The sequence below is a fragment of the Desulfobacterales bacterium genome (assembly GCA_030066985.1).
Taxonomy (GTDB): domain Bacteria; phylum Desulfobacterota; class Desulfobacteria; order Desulfobacterales; family JAHEIW01; genus JAHEIW01.
The window spans coordinates 14,174-34,124 of the sequence record JASJAN010000007.1 but is presented as its reverse complement, the minus strand read 5'-3'; the positions used below and the strand labels follow the sequence as shown (position 1 = coordinate 34,124).

General features: G+C 46.1%; 15 protein-coding genes and 1 tRNA gene. 5 read left to right on the top strand and 11 right to left on the bottom strand.

The window, feature by feature from the left end; genetic code table 11:
• Positions 1-520 precede the first annotated feature (520 nt).
• Positions 521-1,021: a hypothetical protein gene (locus tag QNJ26_05415; protein ID MDJ0984963.1), complete on the top strand. Its 501-nt coding sequence runs from the start codon at positions 521-523 to the stop codon at positions 1,019-1,021.
• A 44-nt stretch (positions 1,022-1,065) separates the two neighbouring features.
• Here QNJ26_05415 and glyS read toward each other — a convergent pair whose 3' ends face one another.
• The 9 genes from glyS to mfd form a co-directional block, all read right to left on the bottom strand.
• Complete coding sequence (gene glyS / locus QNJ26_05410; protein ID MDJ0984962.1) at positions 1,066-3,168, bottom strand: glycine--tRNA ligase subunit beta; 2,103 nt, start codon at positions 3,166-3,168, stop codon at positions 1,066-1,068.
• A 146-nt stretch (positions 3,169-3,314) separates the two neighbouring features.
• Positions 3,315-4,184: a glycine--tRNA ligase subunit alpha gene (glyQ, locus tag QNJ26_05405; protein ID MDJ0984961.1), complete on the bottom strand. Its 870-nt coding sequence runs from the start codon at positions 4,182-4,184 to the stop codon at positions 3,315-3,317.
• A gap of 139 nt (positions 4,185-4,323) precedes the next feature.
• On the bottom strand, positions 4,324-5,382 hold the full coding sequence (locus QNJ26_05400; protein MDJ0984960.1) for a galactokinase: 1,059 nt from the start codon (positions 5,380-5,382) through the stop codon (positions 4,324-4,326).
• Positions 5,383-5,506: 124 nt separating this feature from the next.
• Positions 5,507-6,271 (bottom strand): DNA repair protein RecO, encoded by a 765-nt coding sequence (recO, locus tag QNJ26_05395; GenBank protein MDJ0984959.1) that lies wholly within the window; start codon positions 6,269-6,271, stop codon positions 5,507-5,509.
• A 4-nt stretch (positions 6,272-6,275) separates the two neighbouring features.
• Positions 6,276-7,628 (bottom strand): magnesium transporter, encoded by a 1,353-nt coding sequence (gene mgtE / locus QNJ26_05390; protein ID MDJ0984958.1) that lies wholly within the window; start codon positions 7,626-7,628, stop codon positions 6,276-6,278.
• 31 nt (positions 7,629-7,659) lie between these two features.
• On the bottom strand, positions 7,660-8,400 hold the full coding sequence (locus QNJ26_05385; protein MDJ0984957.1) for a DUF4115 domain-containing protein: 741 nt from the start codon (positions 8,398-8,400) through the stop codon (positions 7,660-7,662).
• 42 nt (positions 8,401-8,442) lie between these two features.
• Positions 8,443-9,453 carry a SurA N-terminal domain-containing protein gene (locus QNJ26_05380; protein MDJ0984956.1) on the bottom strand — a complete coding sequence of 337 codons (1,011 nt, stop codon included), beginning with the start codon at positions 9,451-9,453 and terminating at the stop codon, positions 8,443-8,445.
• A 74-nt stretch (positions 9,454-9,527) separates the two neighbouring features.
• The gene (locus QNJ26_05375) at positions 9,528-10,289 is read right to left on the bottom strand and encodes a SurA N-terminal domain-containing protein (GenBank protein ID MDJ0984955.1); all 762 of its coding nucleotides are present in this window, start codon (positions 10,287-10,289) and stop codon (positions 9,528-9,530) included.
• A 229-nt stretch (positions 10,290-10,518) separates the two neighbouring features.
• Entirely contained in the window at positions 10,519-13,764 is a 3,246-nt protein-coding gene (gene mfd, locus QNJ26_05370; protein ID MDJ0984954.1) for a transcription-repair coupling factor, read from the bottom strand.
• Positions 13,765-14,159: 395 nt separating this feature from the next.
• Between mfd and QNJ26_05365 the strand changes: the two genes are divergently transcribed.
• From QNJ26_05365 to QNJ26_05350, 4 genes are all read left to right on the top strand, one after another.
• A tRNA-Thr gene (locus QNJ26_05365) sits at positions 14,160-14,235 on the top strand.
• A 491-nt stretch (positions 14,236-14,726) separates the two neighbouring features.
• Positions 14,727-14,900, top strand: a complete 174-nt coding sequence (locus QNJ26_05360; GenBank protein MDJ0984953.1) for a hypothetical protein — start codon at positions 14,727-14,729, stop codon at positions 14,898-14,900.
• Positions 14,901-15,038: 138 nt separating this feature from the next.
• Positions 15,039-15,323 (top strand): integration host factor subunit alpha, encoded by a 285-nt coding sequence (locus tag QNJ26_05355; protein ID MDJ0984952.1) that lies wholly within the window; start codon positions 15,039-15,041, stop codon positions 15,321-15,323.
• Positions 15,324-15,629: 306 nt separating this feature from the next.
• A complete protein-coding gene (locus QNJ26_05350) occupies positions 15,630-16,619 on the top strand; it encodes a beta-ketoacyl-ACP synthase III (GenBank protein MDJ0984951.1) in 990 nt (329 codons plus the stop codon).
• A 109-nt stretch (positions 16,620-16,728) separates the two neighbouring features.
• On the opposite strand, the gene QNJ26_05345 is transcribed toward QNJ26_05350, so the two are convergent.
• Together QNJ26_05345 and QNJ26_05340 are read right to left on the bottom strand one after the other, a co-directional pair.
• Complete coding sequence (locus QNJ26_05345; GenBank protein ID MDJ0984950.1) at positions 16,729-18,117, bottom strand: sigma-54 dependent transcriptional regulator; 1,389 nt, start codon at positions 18,115-18,117, stop codon at positions 16,729-16,731.
• Positions 18,114-19,721, bottom strand: coding sequence for an ATP-binding protein (locus tag QNJ26_05340; protein MDJ0984949.1), 1,608 nt, complete (start codon positions 19,719-19,721; stop codon positions 18,114-18,116). Before QNJ26_05340 ends, QNJ26_05345 begins: the two co-directional genes overlap by 4 nt.
• Positions 19,722-19,951: the final 230 nt, after the last annotated feature.

Genomic DNA, 19,951 nt, shown 5'->3' with positions numbered 1-19,951 from the left:
TCGTTGCACAAGCAACTTGAATAATGCGGTACGGAACTTGGTGAAGAAACGGTCACATTGCTTACCTTCAGATAGTGAAGCCGAACGACCCTCTGTACGACATTGCCTTTTCTTCCCCTTTATGTCGTTCAGAAGAAGTCAATTACCATGCCAATTGGCCGTTTCTTACTGATTTAATGTATAACTATATAAAATCTTTTGAGAAAAATAAGGCAGTGATTTTTTCTGTAAAGTGCTTGACTGCATGCGGCTGGGGCATATCTCGTTGCGGGTGGGGCAAATCCCATGTTTAATGATTCTCTGAAGGATCACTGGATAAAAGTTCAAAAAATAAATTAAAATAAAAAATGAGGTTAGCAATTAATAACTAACTGATATTTCTGTAAATTTAAGGTTGACATGCGTTTTAATTAACCATAACAATTTTTCTACCCATTTGTTTTAAATGTTGAACACCAAAATCTGTGCTGACGCCATGAAACCCAAAGATATCCAAAGCCGAGGAAGCCAAAAAACCCCTATGATTCGAATATCAGCTGATTTAAAGTGTAAACTCGAAGATCAAAAAAAACAAACCGGGGAAACCCTTAGCAATATGGTCGAAAGAGCCATTGCAAATTTGCTCGACACTAACCAAAATTCGCCATGCCTTGCCGCCGAACAAGAGCGCATCGCCCGACAATTAAACGAAATCGCCATCGATCTTAGAAAAATTATAAACAAAATCAACAAAATTACCCCAAAAAAAATCGCAGGTAAACAGCAGGACTCAAGGGTGGTGGTTATCGGATCAAGACATCCCTGGCGTCAACATCCGCAGAAAGAAAAAATTTTTCAAGTGGTCAGGGATATGCATCGGGTTGGCGCAAATTTAACAATGATCGCTTCTGCTTTGCGCCTGGAGGGGCTGCACACGCTAAACGGAGATAATGAATGGACGTCCGCGGATGTCGGAAAGATAGTCGCTGATATTAAAAAAGAACGTGACTATTTACCCCCGCTATACTCACTGCCGGAATAAAGTGCCGTTTAAGCAATTCGCACCACATCCTATTTATAAAACGATCAGGTCGACAGTTTTGAGAAGTCCGCCATTTGACTGAAAAGCGCTGCGATATGTTCAAGCAGAGCCATGCGATTACGGCGAATGCTTTTATCTTCTGCCAGGACCATAACACCGTCAAAAAAAGCATCAATCGGACCGCGCAATGTCGCAATATCGAGTAGCCCTTTCTCAAACAGACCTTTTTGTTTAGCATCCGACACGCTTTTTGCGACTTTTTGGTAGGCATTAAAAAGATCAGCTTCGCTCTTGTGTTCAAATAGGTCACTGTTGATCTTGCCGGTTCCTGCGCCCTTGCCCGATTTCTTTAAAATATTGACCACCCTTTTAAACGCCACCGCCAGCGGCTCAAAATCCGGTTTGGCTTTGAGTGATTCAAGCGCTTCCAAACGACTCCATAAATCAGGCACACGATCAATGGATACATCCACAACCGCCGCAACGGCATCCTTGGCATATCCCTGATCGGCAAGCAATTGATAGATTCGGTTTCGCAGAAACGTATATACTTTTTCAACACTTGCGCTTAAATCCGCACTGTTTTTGATGTCAAAATTTGCCAGGCTTTTTTTGATCAGCTTTCTGAGCGAAAATGAAAACCCCCGCTCATTCATAATTTGAATAATGCCAATCCCCTGGCGTCTGAGGGCATATGGATCGGAGGCACCGGTAGGAATCAGCTCGGCACTAAAACAACCGCAAATCGTATCGATCTTGTCCGCAATACTTAAAATACTGCCGGTAATCGTATCTGGCAAAGGGCCGCCAGAGTAAGTGGGACGATAGTGCTCTTCGATGGCCACTGAGACGCTGGGCAGTTCACCGGCAATGGCAGCATAAACTCTACCCATGACACCCTGCAGTTTTGGGAATTCCCCAACAACCTGGCTGACCAGATCCGCTTTACATAATTTGGCCGCCCGCGTCACTTGCGCTTTGAGTTCATTGTCCTGTTGCTCACCATCCAGATCGATATCCATCGTTTTGACGATAAATTTACCAATGCGGGCAACCCGTTTCATTTTGTCATGCATGGTGCCCAGCTTAGCCTGAAATAAGACCCCTTTGAGCCTTTCCGCCCTTATGTCATTGGAGACTTCCAAGTCCCCCTGATAGAAAAATTTGGCATCGGACAAACGCGCCCTCAGCACGCGTTCATGGCCTGTGGTCACCAGTTTCATGTCCTTGGCGATAGTATTGTTGACCGCCACAAAAAACGGCAGCAGCTTTTTGGATTTGTTGACCACAGCAAAATATTTTTGGTGTTCCCGCATAGCAGTGATGAGCACCTCGTCGGGAAGATCCAAAAATTCTTTGTCGAATTCACCGGCCACAGCCACCGGATATTCCACCAGGTTGTTGACAATGTCCACCAACTCAGGGTCGGGTAAAATACGGCCTCCGACTTTTTTAGCCGCTTTGTTGATCTCTTTTTCAACCGCTTTGCGGCGCTCAGCCAAATCAACAATCACCTGGGCAGCTTTCAAGCGTTTAAAATAGTCGCCGGCTGAATCTATTTTAATCTTTCCTGGCTGCATAAAGTAATGCCCGTGAGTGTAACGATTAGCCTTTACATTTCCCAATTTAAAGGCAATGGTCTTAGACCCCAGCAGCGCCAGGCAGGAATGAATCGGTCTAGCAAAGGCGATATCGAGATCCGCCCACCGCATGGTTTTCGGAAATGGGGTCGCCAGGATGATGTCGGGCAGGATCGCTTTAAGCAGGGTTCGCGTTGCCTGGCCGCGTTGCCTAATGACCGCACACAAATAGGACCCTTTCTTCGTCTCTTTGACGCTCAGCTGATTAATCTTGACTCCGGCTTTTTCAGCAAATTTTTTGGCGGCCATAGTCGGTTTGCCGGAATCATCAAGCCCGACCTTAACCGGTGGCCCGGTCATCTCTGTTTTCAACGGCAATTGCTTAGCGGCAACCTTTTCAATTCGGACCGCCAGTCGTCGCGGAGATCCGAATATTTTTACATCACCGTAGGAGATGCGCGCTTCTGTTAATTTTTTCTGCAACGCACCCGCCAAGGCCTTCAAGGCCGGCTTAATGTATCCGGCAGGAATTTCTTCAGTTCCAATCTCAAGCAATAGTGTTTCCATATTTTCCTCAATTTCGGGTTCAACGTTCAAAGGTTCAGAGGTTGCTGGTTGCTGGTTATTGGCTGCTTGCTGGCCATCTGCCAGGAGTGAGAAGCCAGTGGTCAAAAACGCCGAACCCAGAACCCTGAACCCTGAACCTCTGAACCTTATTTTTTGAGCAACGGATAACCCATTTCTTTGCGTTGTTTCAAATACCCTTCTGCACACGCGCGGGCTAAGTTTCTAATGCGGCCGATAAAACCGGTCCTTTCGGTCACACTTATCGCACCGCGGGCATCCAGCAGATTAAATGTATGGGAGCATTTCAGGCAGTATTCGTAAGCCGGCAAAACCAGCCCGTTTTCAATCTGACGTCCGGCTTCCTTTTCGTATTTGGTAAATAGATCAAACAAGACTGGCACATCGGCTTTTTCAAAATTATAGGTGGATTGTTCGACCTCCTGCTGGTGATGGACATCACCATATTTAATATCTGCATTCCACTGCAGATCATAGACATTATCCACCCCCTGCAGATACATGGCAATTCTCTCCAAGCCATAGGTGAGTTCGACTGAAATCGGATGCAACTCAACGCTGCCGGCCATCTGAAAATAGGTAAACTGGGTAATCTCCATGCCATCCAGCCAGACTTCCCAGCCCAGACCGGAAGCGCCTAAAGTGGGTGATTCCCAATCATCTTCCACAAAACGGATATCATGATCCAGCGGATCGATGCCCAGTGCCTTCATGCTCTGAAGGTATTGCTTCTGGACATCAAAGGGCGACGGCTTCAAAAGTACCTGATACTGATAGTAATGCTGCAGCCGGTTGGGATTATCGCCGTAACGACCGTCGGTCGGACGCCGAGATGGCTGGACATAGGCGACATTCCAGGGCTCAGGACCCAGCGCTTTTAAGGTCGTGGCATGATGAAATGTTCCGGCGCCGACTTCCAGATCATACGGTTGCACCATCACACAGCCCTTGCGGGCCCAGAAATTGTTTAGTCCTGCAATGACATCCTGAAAGTACATTTTTTCCTCTTCCTCAAGGTGTCAGTGTTTCCGCCGAAGGCGGATCAGGTGTCAGCCCTTCTAATCAACCCTGACACCTGAAACCCGATACCTGAAACCTGATGATTATTTCTGACGCCTGATGATTGGCATCTATTGGTTAATTGACGATCAGCCCCTGGGAGTCAATTTTGACATTTAGCAGCCGGGCCTCATTTTCAGATGAAAGTATCTCTTCCCACAATGATCTTAATCTGTCAATATTTTCAATTTCGCCCATGGCCCAGATACATCCCCCGCCTCCGGCACCTGTAAATCGGGCCCCACATTTGTGAGTTCGAGCGGATCTGGCCAATTGTTTACCAATCTTATCAAGCACATCAGGCGTCATCTGCTGACGCAATGCAGTTTCCCTGTTCAGCAATTCGCCGGCCAGAGTATACTGTCGATCCGCTACTGCTGAAACAAATTGCCGAGTACATGCAATGATGTCGGCCCAACGACCCCGAAATTGGCCTTTTAGAAATTGCCGGACCCAACGGCCGTTAATATCCTTGGACGCATGCGGTTTTCCGCAGTAGGCCACCAGCAGGTGCTTTTCAAAATGTTTATGCTGCCTTTTGGGCACGATCACTTTTTTGCGGAATTGCGGGCTGCTGATGTGCTGCGGCCATTCCCAGACATTGACACCACCATATATGGCTGCCAGCTGATCCTGAAAGCCACAAGGTACTCCGGCAACCGTTTCCTCAAGTCCCTGCGCCAGGATCGCCATTTCGGGACGCGTCAGTAATTGTGTTGAAGCCGCCTGGTGGCATAACTTCGAAAGCGCCGCAATCAGTGCCGCCAATGCTGCCGATGAGCCGCCCAGCGCACTTCGCGGGGGTGATTCGGATTCGATCCGAACATGAATATTTTTGGCATTAAAATATACTCCGGCGGCAAACATGAGACCCAGAGGATGCGTAAAAGGTACCTGATCGATGGTAAATTCCGCGCTTTTAAAGCCTTTGGAAGAAATTTTGATGCGGTCTTTATGATACGGCATCAGTTGCACCCGGGTTCTGAGTCCCATGGCAATGTTGAAGGTGCAGGGTGACAAATGTCGCAGGGGATAATAAAAAGTGCGGATGTCCAAAGTGCCCCCCATATCAACTCGGCAGGGTGCCGATGCTTCAATGGGTTGATTTTCAAGAATGCGTTTAAAATTTTTTGTCATAATATTTCCGAATCGTACTCGTCGTCGTCCTCGTACTCGTCCTCGATACCTTTCAATCACTCATTTTCAATTTACATTTTCGAGGGCGAGGACGAAAATTATCGGTCCTTACATGACATAGCAATTATTTTCTAATTTCTTTCAAAAACTTAAGACTGCGCGGTTGTATCCCCAGAATATACGGCACAAATGCCTCAAGCATCTGGATGCTTTCCTTGAGCGCCTGAGCACCGAAACGAATCCTGGAGGCTTTATTAAGGTCTCCATTTTCAAACCACATCAATTGTTTAATCGTTCCTTTGGAAAGCTGGATGCGACCACCAGATCCGGAAGCACAATCACCACACAGAATAGTACCTTTGGTAATATCGAAGACGACATGCTGGGAGCCAATCGATTCAAGGTGTTTGCGGCAACGGACACAATGACCCAAATTAGGGCGATGCCCAGAAATATAGAGCAGACGCATTTGAAATAGGACACTTAGCTCCGCAGCGCTGGCAGTGTTGCTGTCAAGCAGACTGAGGACATGTTTCAATAAATAGTAAAGCTGATCCTGTTCCTGGTTTTCTTCGAGCCAGCTGTGGATCAACTCACACCAGTAGCTGGCAAACGCGGTCTTGGTCATATCGCTTCGAATGGTGCTAAAGGGAGACTTAAGGGTTGCTTCTTGCAGGACAGGTAGACCCCGCCGTTTGCCTGTGCTGGCGACGACTTCAACGAGCGAAAAAAGCTCCAGAACGCCTGCAAAGCGTTTAGTGCTTTTCTTGGCAGCCTTCGCAATCAGAGATATTTTTCCCCGCTGCAATGACAAAAAAGTCAGGATCAGATCATAATCCCCGTAATCGAGTCTACGAAGCAAGATGGCAGGCGTGGAGAAGACAGACATGAAACTACAGACCCAAGAGCGCAGTGGCAATCATAAAATAAAACGAAACGCTAATGATATCAATGGCTGTCGTGACAAAAGGTCCGGTGGCGACAGCCGGGTCGATATGGATTCGTGCAAAGGCCATCGGGACCAACGAGCCAACCAGGGCGGCTATCGACATTGAGCTGATAACTGCCAAACCAACTGCAAGGGCCAAGGCGACTGTGCTGTAACGCGCCTGAGCGACGCTGCCGATGAGTATGCCATAGATAACACCTAAAATAACCCCGATCGCCAATTCCTTGAGCAGGACCGACCAAAAATCGCGAATATCGATTCGACCCGTTGCGATACCGCGAACGACGATGGTGGAGGACTGGGTACCGATGTTCCCACCCATGCCCATTATGACGGGAATAAATGCCGCCAGGGTGGTAATTTTGGACAAAGAGCCTTCAAATTTGCCGATGATAAAAAATGCAATGATGCCCCCTACACAGCTGGCGAAGAGCCAGGGCAAGCGGATACGCGTACTTTTTAAAACCGACTTGGTTTCGACAAATTCCTCTCCGACACCGGCCATCTTTAAAATGTCCTCAGTCGCCTCTTGACGAAAAATGTCGATAACGTCATCCACCGTAACGATTCCGACCAGCCGGTTGGTATCATCTACCACCGGCACGGCTAAAATGTCATAGCGGGCGACGATTTTGGCGACCTCCTCCTGATCCATATCGGTTTGAACAGAAAACACATCTGTGGTCATAAAGGCTTTGAGGGGTGTTTCTGGCCTCACCAGTACCAGCTGGCGCAAAGAGCTAACACCGACCAGCTTGGCGTAATCATCGACGACATAGAGATAGAAAGGCATCTCCACGTCAGAATATTCCTTTTGTAGAGCCTCAATGGCTTCTTGTGCGGTCGTATCTTCTGCCAGGGCAATAAAATCTGTCACCATAATGCCGCCGGCAGTATCCTTTTCATACTGCAGCAGATCTTCGACCTCTGCCGACTCATCTTTTTTCATCTTCTCGAGGATGGCGTCGGCCTTTTCTTCCGGCAAGCGCTCCAACAAATCAGCCACATCGTCGTTGGGCATATGCTCAAAAACTTCAACGATATCGTCTATCTTGATTTCTTCAATAAGATCTAAAAATGAATCGGCATCCAGCTCGCTGAACAATATACCTTTTTGTTCGACATCCGTGATCAGGTTAAATAATCGGAGCTGTTGGGAAATCGACAGTGATCGGAAAACAACCGACAGGTCCGCCGCATGCGTTTTGGCGACAATATTGCTTAGATGTGACATCGCCCCGCGCCTTAACAGTCGTTTTATGCTGTCGACTAATATTTTGATGCGGTCGGTTTGCATTTTGTATAACAGAAATCTTCAGATGAACATTTTAAGGAATTTGAATATTAACGACCTCGCCGGCTTTGCCGGAAATGTTGACAGGTTTGCCATCTAATTTCAGTTCCAGCCCGATAGCATTTCCGATCAGCAGGTTATAACCCACAGTCGCTTCTTCTTCCAATTGATCTCCGGAGCGCAGATTGTACTCCTTGGGTTCCTGATTGTCTACGATGATTTTCACCCAAGTGTCCTCAAGTGCTCGTATGTGCAACACCTTTTTCGTGAGGGTCGCAGATGGTATTTTGTTTTTTGCTGCTGATGTATTTGGGTCCGTGGCATGCGCTTCTGGCGCAAGTTCGCCGGGACCAGCAGTTTCAGTTTTGTCAGAATGCGTTGTGCGGTGCTGAAAATAGGAAACCCCATACAACGACATAGCAATCAAACCGACGACTGCGACAATGGACAATATTAGATTGCGCCAGGGAGAAAGCTTAAATTTGGGTGAAATACGAGTGGTATCGTCAAAACGGTTTTTCATATCCAGCTTGGCCTCGTATAGCCTGACAGCTTCTTCCCCGTTAGCTCCTATAGCCTGTGCGTAAGAGCGCAGAAACCCCTTCACAAAAACCGGATTTGGTAGCGACTCAACATCTTCTTTTTCAATCAGAATTAAATTACTGATTGCGATGCGGGTCTCTTCGGCAACTGTTTCCAAAGTGATATTCTTTTCAAGCCTTATCGACTGAAGATAGTAGCCAAATGAAAAAGATTCTTTCTCAGGTTTCATCATCGCGCTTGGGGTTGCGGGTTATCATTTGTATATTGGCGCAAATTACTTTATGATCTTGATATGTGACCGCTTGCGCAAGTCAGTCAGCCAGGTCTCGTAGCGATTGTCAACCGCCTCATTGTACAAAATCTCCTGAATTTCAGCTTTCGCATCAGACATCGCTTTAGGATCAGTCAAAAGGATTTCTTCAACATAGATGATCTGATGCCCACCGCTGGAGCTTAAAATCGGACTGAATTCTTCCGCTTTCATATTTTTGACGGTATTTTGCAGGTCAGAAGACATTTCATTTAGTTCGTATAGACCCAAATCCGAGCCTTCCAGCATCCCTGGTCGGTTCGGGATTTCATTTACAATTTCTTGAAAGGAGCGACCTTGTTCAAGCTGCCTTAAGACAGCCTCCATTTTTTCAAGGGCGCTTTGTATTTCAGCAGAATCAGCATACGCCGAAAAGCGAATGGCGATATTCCAGATATGGTATTTTGTTTGACCGGCATACTTATCACGATGGGCATTGTAATATTCTTCAATTTCTTGTGTGGTCACAACGATTTTTGATTTGACTTCGCGATTTACCAGGTTGCTTCTTAGCAATTGCTGCTTTAGATTTTCCCGGTACTCCTCCATGGTCAAACCCTGCTGGGCCAATCCCGCTCTTAAGTCTTCATCGGTATAAGAGCGCGTCTCTTTTAAGCGCTCTATGGTCATGTCGATTTCTTTGGTACTGATCTTGATATTGTTCTTTTTGATTTGTTGATCTGCTAGCTTTTGGTCGATAAGCTTGTTGAGCAGGTCGGTGCGAAGCTTAAAAAGCGTCTCACGTTTTTTCTCAGGTGCATAACCAAGGGCTTCGATATTTTCTTCATAGGGTTGCAACATTTTATTAAGCTCATAGAGTGTTATGATCTCATCGTTGACAACCGCGACAATGCGATCGACGACAGTGGTTGTATCAGCCCGGACAGGGGTCGAAAAATAAAGCCCGTTAAATGCCAGCAGGCAATATGCAAACAAAATAAAATGAAATTTTATGTTTCTATTTAAACAAAGCATCGTTGAATTGACCGCTATCCGTTTTTTTGCATCTCGTACAATGCGGCAAGAGGATATTGATTATTCAAACAACATTACTCAGGTTTTTGAGTTAAATCCAAGTCTTTTAAATTCTGATCCTGGATGTATTTAGAGCCACTGATGTTTTCCCACTGGACACTGTCGATATCAATGGGGTATTTTTTTTTAAGATTATTAATCCATCTTTGATAAGCCTGCTCTGTTTTCTCGCGCCGTAAAAACTTTATGATCATTTCATTCATTTCTTCCTTTGAAGCGGTTGTTTCAGCTTCCGGCGCGCGCGTCTTTATGTTACGTTCGTAGTAGTCAGCAATATCTTCAGGCGTGATGACAATTTGATCCTTCAGCTCGTGGTCAATCACCTTTTGCATCAGCATTCTGTTTTTTAAACGGGCCTTCCATGATTCATATGAGACAGCCGTTTTTAGCAACGTTTTCTCAAAGGTATCTTCAGGATAATCGCTTTTGATATCATTTACGGCTTTATTCATCTCGTCATCTGAAACCGAAAGTTCCAATTCTTCAGCCCTCTCAAGAATAATCATCTCGATCGCCAGCTGGTTTAAAAGGCGTAATTGCGCATTCCTTAGGTCATCGGGCTCATCCTTTATGTTCTGTGGATAGGCCGATCGGACAATTTCAAAAGCCTCATTAAACTCAAGAACAGTCATCACTCGGTCACCAACCTGGATTAAGGGTTCATTGCCGGAATTTGGCCCTGAATTCATACAACTTGTCAGCAATCCCAAAATCAATAACACTGACAGCAATCTAATTTTCTGTGATATCTTTTTGGTCTTCAATAAATTATTCATAAGGGAAAAACAACCGGATATTCAGCCACCAGCTAACTTTATCGGTTCTTAAAGGTGTACGCTATCCCCAAAATATTCGATATTCTGATTGAGCTTGCCTGTCGCGCCGGCTAAACCAGCTGAGCCCGTTAGAATATTAAAAAACAGCCGCTAACCGGTAAACGGGTTAACGGGCAACGGGCTCAACCAGTAACTGTTAGATGCATTTTAATAATAGGTTATTTAAACTTTAATTTTTAACACGCTCTATAATATCTTTCAATATATTTCTAGCTTGCCTTAAATGCCTTCTGTCATGGCTATTTGCCAATTTTACTTTCAGCACTTGCCCAGGCGTCAACTCATAACGCTGGGGGGTCGATTGAATTAAGTCCACCAGCGCGTCGGTATTTTTCAGGTGTGCAGCAGAAAATTGAAGGTGCATCTGGCGTTCGGATAGATCCAACTTGGAAATCCCAGCCTTTTTGGATAAAATTTTTAATCCGATCTTAAATAACAAATTATCGGCCTCCTGCGGCGGTTTCCCATAGCGATCAATGAGCTCATTTTTAAATTCAGTCACGTCCGGCAGCTCTGTCATACGGGCCAGTCGACGGTAGGCGGCCATTCGCTGGTCAATATCCGGGATATAGGACTCAGATAGAAAGGCCGAAAGGTGAACATTGACTTCAGGGTCCAGCGGTTCGATGGTTATCTGACCTTTTAATTCGGCAATCGCATTTTCCATTAGCTTTAAAAACATATCGTAGCCCACAGCCGCGATATGACCGGACTGAGACGCACCAAGAATTGTGCCGCCGCCACGGATTTTTAAATCGTTCATCGCAATTTGAAAACCGGATCCCAGATCACTGTGCTCCATTAAGACTTTGAGCCGCTTGCGAGCATCTGTTGTTAACACGCTTTCCTGTGGAACAATTAAATAGGCATAGGCCTGCTCATCTGAGCGGCCGACACGACCTCGCAACTGATAAATCTGCGCCAGGCCAAAACGATCTGCCCGGTTGACGATAATGGTATTGGCCGAAGAAACATCCAACCCCGACTCAATAATCGTTGTACAGACGAGCAGGTCAAATTCCTTATTGAAAAAACGATACATGACTTGCTCAAGATCATTTTCGTTCATCTGGCCATGAGCAACTTCTAATTTGACTTCCGGCACCAGTTGCTGCAGTTTGCGCGCCATTTTGCTGATGCTTTGAATATTGTTATGCACAAAGAAAATCTGACCATTGCGCTGTAGTTCTTTTCGAATCGCCTCAATGATCATTTCCTCATTGAATTCCGAGACGGTGGTGATAATCGATTGTCGAAATTCAGGAGGTGTCGAAATGATGCTGATATCCCGGATACCCACCAGCGACATATGCAGTGTTCGCGGAATCGGCGTAGCAGTGAGCGCCAGCACATCTACATTGTGTTTTAATTTTTTCAGTTTTTCTTTATGGCGAACACCAAAACGCTGCTCTTCATCCAAAACGAGTAATCCCAAATCTTTAAATGCGATATCTTTTTGCAGCAAGCGATGCGTACCGATAACAATATCCAGTTTGCCCGCTTTCAGGTCCGCTATGATCTGCTTTTGCTCGCGCACCGGTCGAAAACGGCTCAAACAGGCGATGTTAATCGGATAGCGCTCATAACGCATGCTAAAGGTGGCAAAGTGCTGCTCTGCCAGGATCGTCGTTGGGACTAGAACCGCAACCTGTTTACCATTGTGGGTGGCCAAAAAGGATGCACGCAGAGCCACCTCTGTTTTGCCATAACCGACATCCCCACAAATGAGCCGATCCATCGGTGTAGAACGATACATATCTTCGAGTACCACCTCAATGGCATTTACTTGATCGGTCGTCTCTTCATATTCAAAGCCAGCCTCGAAATCACGAAAATAGTCGTCAACCGCACTGAAGGCAAATCCGTACTCGTATTTTCGAGTTGCATACAATCTCAGGAGCTCACCGGCAATTTTCTCGGCAGAGCGTTTCACCCGCGCCTTAATGCGCTTCCAGGAATTACCGCCCATTTTATCAATGACCGGTTCAACGCCTTCCACTCCCATGTACTGCTGGACTCGGTTCATGCGATCAACTGGTAAATAAAGCTTGTCGTCATCCTTATAAACCAGCTTAAGAAAATCATTGGCAAGTCCATCAATTTGCAGCTTCACCAGGCCCTCATAGCGCCCGATACCATGCTCGACATGCACGACCAGGTCGCCCTTTTTTAAATCCTGCAGATCCAGCAGTTCAGATGGCCGCCGAGGGCGCAATGCTTTTTTGCGGCGCGACCTGAGACCAAAAATTTCGGCCTCTGTGATGATCGCCAGAGACTCTGTTGGCCAAACAAACCCGGCAGAAATATGCCCGATGCACAACCATAGTGTGTTGGGCTCAAATTTTACATCGGCATATGCATTGACTATTTTAAATTGGAACCCGTAAGGCTGCAGTAAAGATTTTAAGCGTTGGGCCTGAGTCTCTGTTCGACACACCAGAACGGGGGTCAATCCATTACGCCTGTTCGTATCGAGCCAATCCGCCAGTGGTTTAAGAAGGTTTTCTTTCTCTTGATAATTATTTAACTGCAAACGGATGTCGCTATTGTCCTCAATCACAGACTTAAACTGCAGACGCCTTGAAAAACGTTGTGTCGATCCTGCTTGAATGTCCAACATCTTAAAAATCAGCGGATTGCGTTGTGTGATCAGCGCTTGAAGTTGGCTGCCGCTCATATACAGGCTTGACGGTTCGACACACAGGTGTTTGGCGAGATAAGCAGCTTTATAATTTTTAGCGATGTGATTCTCTTGCATTTTGACCGCTTCAGCCAGATCTTCGTCTGATATCGATACCACCAGAGCATTGTCGGGCAGAAAATCAAAAACGGTGTCGAGCTGGGGATAAATCAGAGAGATGAGATTTTCCACTCCCGGAAATCCCTGTCCGTTTTTAATTGAGTCGATAATTTTTCGGGTCTCGCTCAACGGTGTTTCGACATCAGATGCCCGGGATCGGATGCGGCTGATAATCTGCGGCAAGAGGGCTTTTTCAATGATCATCTCACGGGCTGGTAAAATGATAGCTTCAGTTATGTTTGATATCGTTCGCTGACTGGAAGCGGAGAAAAAGCGAATGGACTCTGCCACATCGCCAAAAAACTCAATTCGCAGCGGATCTGAATAGAGCGGGCAGTAAATATCGAGAATTCCGCCGCGTACGCAAAAGTCGCCCGGCTCCTCTACGATGGCTGCGTGTGTATACCCGCCTGCAATCAATTTTTCGATCAGACGCTCCCGATCAACTTCCTCGCCAGCCAGTATCAATTCGGCATAACGAATGATCTCTTGCTTCGGAACAATTTTTTGCAAAAGCGTTTCAGCAGCCGTCACCACTATTGGTGGTGTTGACGATTCCAGCATGTGATAGAGGGTACGAATACGGCGCGCAGCTGTTTCATTGTGATATGCCATTGATTTAAAAGGTAATATATTATACGAGGGAAATAAATACAGGGGCACATCATGGGATGGCTTAAAGAATCGCAGATCCGTTAAAATCGAATCCGCTTGATTTAGCGAAGATGCCACCACAAAAATTGGGACTCGAAAATGCTGGTATAGTCTGATAATCAGCAGCGCTCTGTCGGCGGCATTCAGACCATAACATTCAATTTGACCCGCTCTTTGTGGCGTCTGAGCAATGAGGTCAGGGAGCGAATTTATTACTTGATTTTGAATCATAAAAACAGTAAGGAGTCATCGAATTCCCGCATGACGCGAGGTTTGAAATCAGTATAGCGGCTGAAATGCCGCAAACATTCAGTGTTTCACATCTAGCGATTTGCAGAACCATTAACCGCACATGTGCCACCGTAGCTCAGCTGGTAGAGCAGGGCATTCGTAATGCTCAGGTCTGCGGTTCAACTCCGCACGGTGGCTCCATGAGATTGATTCGGGTTCCCGGCAGGTTTAAGGGGAACCCTTTTATTATCTTAAAGACCATCTTGCTTATTTCTGCGGCTCTAAAGGCCAAAACATTTACTGATTTTAAACATCACGAGCTAATTTATGCTAAAAAAGGGTTGTCGATCATAGGCTTGGATGGGGGCATCAACCGACTACCACTATAAAGTCAACTATATTGATTATCTAGCGCGTATCTGAACTGCAAAAATGATTACCAAAAAATTGAATTTGATTCATAATTTGCAGGAAAAACGCCCTTGGATTAGTTTTTGAATCATCATTATTTAATTAATTCGAATCTTGACATATGATTTCGGTACGTATAAGCTATTAGCTTATCACACAAATGCAATTCATTTGATGGCGCGTTAAAAGTACTATGATAGCTGAAAAAATGAAAATCACCAAATAAAAACAGCGTGCCATTGAATAAAATCTTATTCAAGCCGATCGGCGGAGATTTCGCAATGAACGATATAGATGATGCTCAGATTAAAGCTGAAATTGATGGAATTATGAAAGGCGTCAAAGACATCATGAAAAAAATTGATGCTGTAACACCCAAGGAAGAACCAGAACCGTCTGGAGATCAAGACCAAAACCCTGATTCACCGGGCACTAGCCCTACTCACAATGAATGAAACCGGGAACTTGCGCACCAGTAGCATAACAGACCGTGCTCTTTAAAGTTATCACAACCGACACTGGCGCCGAACCCGTCAAATGAACGCACAGCTTTCATATAAGGAAAAGGAACAGGTTATCATGAGGAGGCCCATATGGCATTAACCAAAAGTGATATCATTGCTGCAGTTCATGAACTTGGCTTTACCAAGAAAAAATCTGTCGACATCATTGAAACCTTGCTTGAGATCATTAAAGGCTCACTCGAAAAAAATGAGGATGTATTGATCTCCGGTTTTGGAAAATTTTGTGTAAAAGACAAAAACAAACGTCGCGGTCGCAATCCGGCAACCGGCGAAGATCTGATTCTTAGGGAACGAAGGGTTGTCACCTTTAAATGCTCAGGAAAACTTAGAAAAAAAATAAACGGATTATTATAACGCCCTAAATGTCAGGTTACATCTGGAACCTGTGAATAAAGGGCAAGATCCAGCCAGCTCACCCTTTTCACAAAGGCCAACCAGCCGAACCCGCTTCTATAACAGAAGCGGGTTAATTTTTGACTCCTGAACCATCTTCTTGTATTTGCGCTTAGATCATTATCATCGGTTTATTTTTTTTGCTACGTGTGCTAATCATGTCAAAATCGATCATCTGTCCCCTCCCTGTCTCGAGCTCGATGGCAGTTCGCAGCAGATACTGCACAAACGCTGATAGAGGTGGACGTCAGTTAAAGGAGGATCTGAATGCGTGCAATCATCTCCGGAGTCGGACATTATGTGCCGGATAAAATACTATCCAATCGTGACCTGGAAGAAATGGTCGACACCAATGATGAATGGATTACCAGCCGCACTGGAATAAAAGAACGTCGCATACTGGACAAAGAAATCGGCACCTCTTACATGGCAACTAAAGCAGCCCAGGTTGTTCTTGAAGAAACACACACTGCCCCTGAGGATTTAGATTTAATCCTGTTTGCTACGGTGACACCGGATATGCCGGTTCCCTCAGCGGCTTCATTTGTTCAAAGAGATCTGGGCGCCAGCAATAGCTGGGGCTATGATATCAACGGTGGTTGTACCGGCTTTATGTGTGCCTTGACCACCGGGGCATCATTTATAGAAAGCGGTCGTCACAAAAAAGTGCTGGTTATCGGTGCCGATAAAATGAGCGCGATCACCAATTATGAGGACCGATCCACCTGTGTGCTCTTTGGAGATGGAGCCGGTGCAGTTCTGTTGGAAGCATACGATAATGACGATTTGGGGATCGAGGATTTTATCCTGCACTTGGACGGCTCCGGAGCCGAATCCCTCAGTATTGAGGCAGGTGGCAGTATCTATCCGGCATCGCACGAAACAGTTGATAAAAAAATGCACTATATCTATCAGGACGGCAGGACGGTATTCAAGCATGCGGTGGTTGGAATGGCGGACGTATCGGCAAAAATCGTCGAACGAAATAACTTAAGCGACAACGATATTCGTTTCCTCATACCCCATCAAGCCAATTACCGCATCATTGATGCAACTGCAAAAAAAATAGGGCTGGATCCCGAACGGGTGGTGATCAATATCAGTAAATATGGCAATACAACAGCCGCCACCATTCCGCTTGCCTTATCAGAGACATACCGGGCGAATAAATTGCAGAAAGGCGATTGGATCGTTTTGGCGGCCTTTGGTGCCGGCTTCACCTGGGGCAGCGTGTTGCTGCGCTGGGCGATCGATTAAATCGGTTGGGCCGGTTAGCCAGTTGGGCCAGTTGAGCCCGTTAAAAATGGAAAAGCTCTGGTTATATTTTTTAACCGGAAACGGGCTAACGGGCTCAACGGGTTAACCATCAAAGGTCGATATTGTAGGCTTTGATCTTAGTAAGCAGCGACGGATGACTGATCTCCAGCAACCGGGCTGCTTGAGTGCGATTGCCGCCGGTCTCTGTAAGCGCCTTGGTGATCAGTTTTTCTTCCATCAATTTTTGTGCAGCTTTCAAAGAGAAACCATCAAATGGCAAATCGGTGGCATCCCCTCCCACCTGCTGGCCGAGCTCGGAAGGAAAATGCTCGGGAAGCAGCACATCCCCTTCAACCAGCACAAGCGCTCGTTCGATGGCATTTTCCAGCTCTCTCACATTTCCAGGCCAGGGGTATTCCAGCAAACGCGACATGGCAGCGGGCGAAATGTCAGTTATGTGTTTTTTGAGGCTGCGGGAATAGCGCTCTAAAAAATGATCACATAACAAAGGGATGTCCTCTGCCCGTTCCCGCAAGGGGGGAATCTTTATAGACAGCACATTCAGGCGGTAATAAAGATCCTCTCGAAAGGCCCCCATTTTCACGTCTTCTTCAAGGTTTCTGGATGTGGCCGCAATGACCCGTACGTCAATTTGAGTCGACTTTGAGTCACCGATCATGCGGACTTCATTTTCCTGCAAAACCCTTAACAGTTTAACCTGAAGTGCCAATGGCAGCTCACCGATTTCATCCAAAAAAATCGTCCCCCTGTGGGCTTCCTGAAATAACCCCTTTTTGTTTTTGTCGGCACCGGTAAAAGCGCCTTTTTTATAACCGAACAATTCACTTTCAAGCAATGTTTCGGGAATACCGCCGCAATTTACCGGAACCAGTGGCATATCTGACCGATCGCCTTCACTATGAATGGCCCGGGCAATTAACTCTTTGCCCGTGCCACTATCGCCTAAGATCAATACGGTGGTCTTGTATTGGGCGGCCTTAGCGGCTATACGCAGGGTTTTCTGCATGGCGTCGCTTTTGGCCACCAAATTGCCAAAATTGAGATTGCCTTCAATTTTTTTGATATGCTCTTTGAGCAGACGGTTTTCCTGTCTGAGACTTTCGCGTTCTTCTGCTTTTTTTAGCGTCAGGTAAACTTCATCGGTTTTAAATGGTTTTGAGATATAATCATAGGCCCCCAGCTTCATGGCCTCAATAGCCGTGTCAATCGTCCCGTAGGCCGACATCATGATCACGGTGGTGGAGCTGATTTTATCACGCGCGGCTTTTAAAAAATCCATACCGCTCATATTGGGCATCTTTATATCACAGAGAATAAAATCAAAATCGTTGCCGGTTGTCATTTTCAAACCTTCATGACCGTTCGAAGCCGTCTCTATGGCATAACCGGCTTTGCTGAGCACCTTTGACAGCATGTGCCGCATGTTTTCTTCGTCATCTATGATGAGGAGCTGTTTTCCCGGCATTTTAGATGTCATTGAGTTAACATTCCTTTTTGTAGTTGGGCCGAGGGATCTTGCTGCGCATTAATGTCGCCTTCGTTTGCAACCAGCGGCAGCAAAATTGTCATGCTGGTGCCCTCTTCCTTTTTGCTGTTTACCGTCATTTTACCGCCAAATCCCTGAACGATCATAAAACTAACCGAAAGCCCCAACCCAGTGCCCTTACCGGGTTCTTTGGTCGTGTAAAAGGGATCAAAAATATTGCCGATGTTATCTTCGGAAATGCCGGGGCCATTATCTATAAAAGTGATTTTTAAAAGCGGTGGTTCTTGAGCAGATTGATCTTGTTTTTCTGTGACCTGCGCGCTTTCGATAACGAGCTTTCCGTTAGCGGGCCTGTCGGCGGATGAGATAGCATCGGCGGCATTGATCATCAAGTTCAAAAATACCTGCCGCAGTTGATTGGCATCGGCAACTACCTTGTCGTTGTAGGCTTCCAATTTGCATTCAAGTTTAATGTTGGACATCAACGGTTGCACGTTGAGGACCTGGGAAATATCATCAATTAAATCATGAACCGCCACAACCTTTAAGCCGGCTTTTGACGGTCGCGAGATTTCCAAAAGTTGACGAATGATGGTGTTGATCCGCTCAATTTCATCCTCTGTGCGTTGAATATACTCTTCTTTCTCACTGGCCGGCGTGTCTTTTTGCTTGAGCAATTCGAGATATCCCATGACAATCCCAATGGGGTTGCCGATTTCATGAGCGATCCCGGCTGACAACCGCCCCACCGAAGCCAATTTTTCAGCACGAATGATTTCTTCCTGGGCTTTTTTCAATTCCAGGTTGGCGATCTCAAGCGAATTGACGGTTGACCGTAGCTTTTCTTTATCCGCGGATATGCGCCGCAACATGCTGTTTAAGGAGCCCGACAGCTTGTTTAGCTCATTATCCTCTTTGCGCACCGAAAACAGCATGTCATCATCTTCCTGATATTCTTCTGCCCGGCGCGCCAGCCTGGCCAATGGCAAAAAATATACTTTTGAAAGCCGATAAATGCCAATGAAGGTTAAAATGACGGTATTGAGAAATAAATAGATAAACAGCATCTTCTGGGAGCGTCGCAGGGCTTGGTAAATTCCCTCCAGCGGCAAGACGATGCTGGCAGCGGCGACAACCCGGCTGTTTTCCAGCAACGGGGCCGAAATGATGAGATCGCTGTGCTGCTGCCAAAAAACACCCCAGGTGTTTCCGAAAAAGTGGGTCGTTCGCTTCTTGGATTGCATCACGGTGCGGCAGTACTTTAACATCGTATCCTGCAAGACCTCAGAACTTTTGCCGAAAGTGACGCGCTCATTGTTTTTGCCCACAACCAGGGCTCCGGAGACACCACCTTCAGCCAATAAACCAAATACCTGTGCCTTCGAAAGCCGGGGTGTTGAGGCCATACCCAAGTTCAGCATGGCCTGCAGATCAGCAGTTAAGGTGGATAACAGAAAATGACCCCGCGAGGCTTCTTTGCGGATGATGACCCGCTTGGCTGTCATCATGGCAACAATATTAATCAACAGCATGGCCACTAAAAAGAGAATGGCAATGTTGAGCGCAATTTTTGTTCTCAGACCGCGAATAAACAAAGGCGTCCTTATCGATCTATTGTTAACCCGATGAGACAGATCGGTGGCTGTTCAAATCTGCCGGACAAGGTATCAAACGGGCAGGCTTGAAACTTGACGTAGGTTATCGATTTTGTTTGTGATGTTGCCTATAAAAAGTTTATCACAGTCTATTTTTGAATGCAAATAAAGTAAATATTTTTACATAATATCAATATATTATAAAATTCTACGCGCTGACCGCTCGGTAG

Bases quoted from the DNA above. Each gene is read 5' to 3' on its own strand.
- QNJ26_05400 (MDJ0984960.1), bottom strand. From the start codon at position 5,382: ATGACAAAAAATTTTAAACGCATTCTTGAAAATCAACCCATTGAAGCA.
- QNJ26_05375 (MDJ0984955.1), bottom strand. From the start codon at position 10,289: ATGAATAATTTATTGAAGACCAAAAAGATATCACAGAAAATTAGATTG.
- QNJ26_05355 (MDJ0984952.1), top strand. From the start codon at position 15,039: ATGGCATTAACCAAAAGTGATATCATTGCTGCAGTTCATGAACTTGGC.
- QNJ26_05345 (MDJ0984950.1), bottom strand. From the start codon at position 18,117: ATGACATCTAAAATGCCGGGAAAACAGCTCCTCATCATAGATGACGAA.
- QNJ26_05350 (MDJ0984951.1), top strand. From the start codon at position 15,630: ATGCGTGCAATCATCTCCGGAGTCGGACATTATGTGCCGGATAAAATA.
- recO (MDJ0984959.1), bottom strand. From the start codon at position 6,271: ATGTCTGTCTTCTCCACGCCTGCCATCTTGCTTCGTAGACTCGATTAC.
- mgtE (MDJ0984958.1), bottom strand. From the start codon at position 7,628: ATGCAAACCGACCGCATCAAAATATTAGTCGACAGCATAAAACGACTG.
- glyS (MDJ0984962.1), bottom strand. From the start codon at position 3,168: ATGGAAACACTATTGCTTGAGATTGGAACTGAAGAAATTCCTGCCGGA.
- QNJ26_05415 (MDJ0984963.1), top strand. From the start codon at position 521: ATGATTCGAATATCAGCTGATTTAAAGTGTAAACTCGAAGATCAAAAA.
- mfd (MDJ0984954.1), bottom strand. From the start codon at position 13,764: ATGGCATATCACAATGAAACAGCTGCGCGCCGTATTCGTACCCTCTAT.
- QNJ26_05385 (MDJ0984957.1), bottom strand. From the start codon at position 8,400: ATGATGAAACCTGAGAAAGAATCTTTTTCATTTGGCTACTATCTTCAG.
- QNJ26_05380 (MDJ0984956.1), bottom strand. From the start codon at position 9,453: ATGCTTTGTTTAAATAGAAACATAAAATTTCATTTTATTTTGTTTGCA.
- QNJ26_05360 (MDJ0984953.1), top strand. From the start codon at position 14,727: ATGAACGATATAGATGATGCTCAGATTAAAGCTGAAATTGATGGAATT.
- glyQ (MDJ0984961.1), bottom strand. From the start codon at position 4,184: ATGTACTTTCAGGATGTCATTGCAGGACTAAACAATTTCTGGGCCCGC.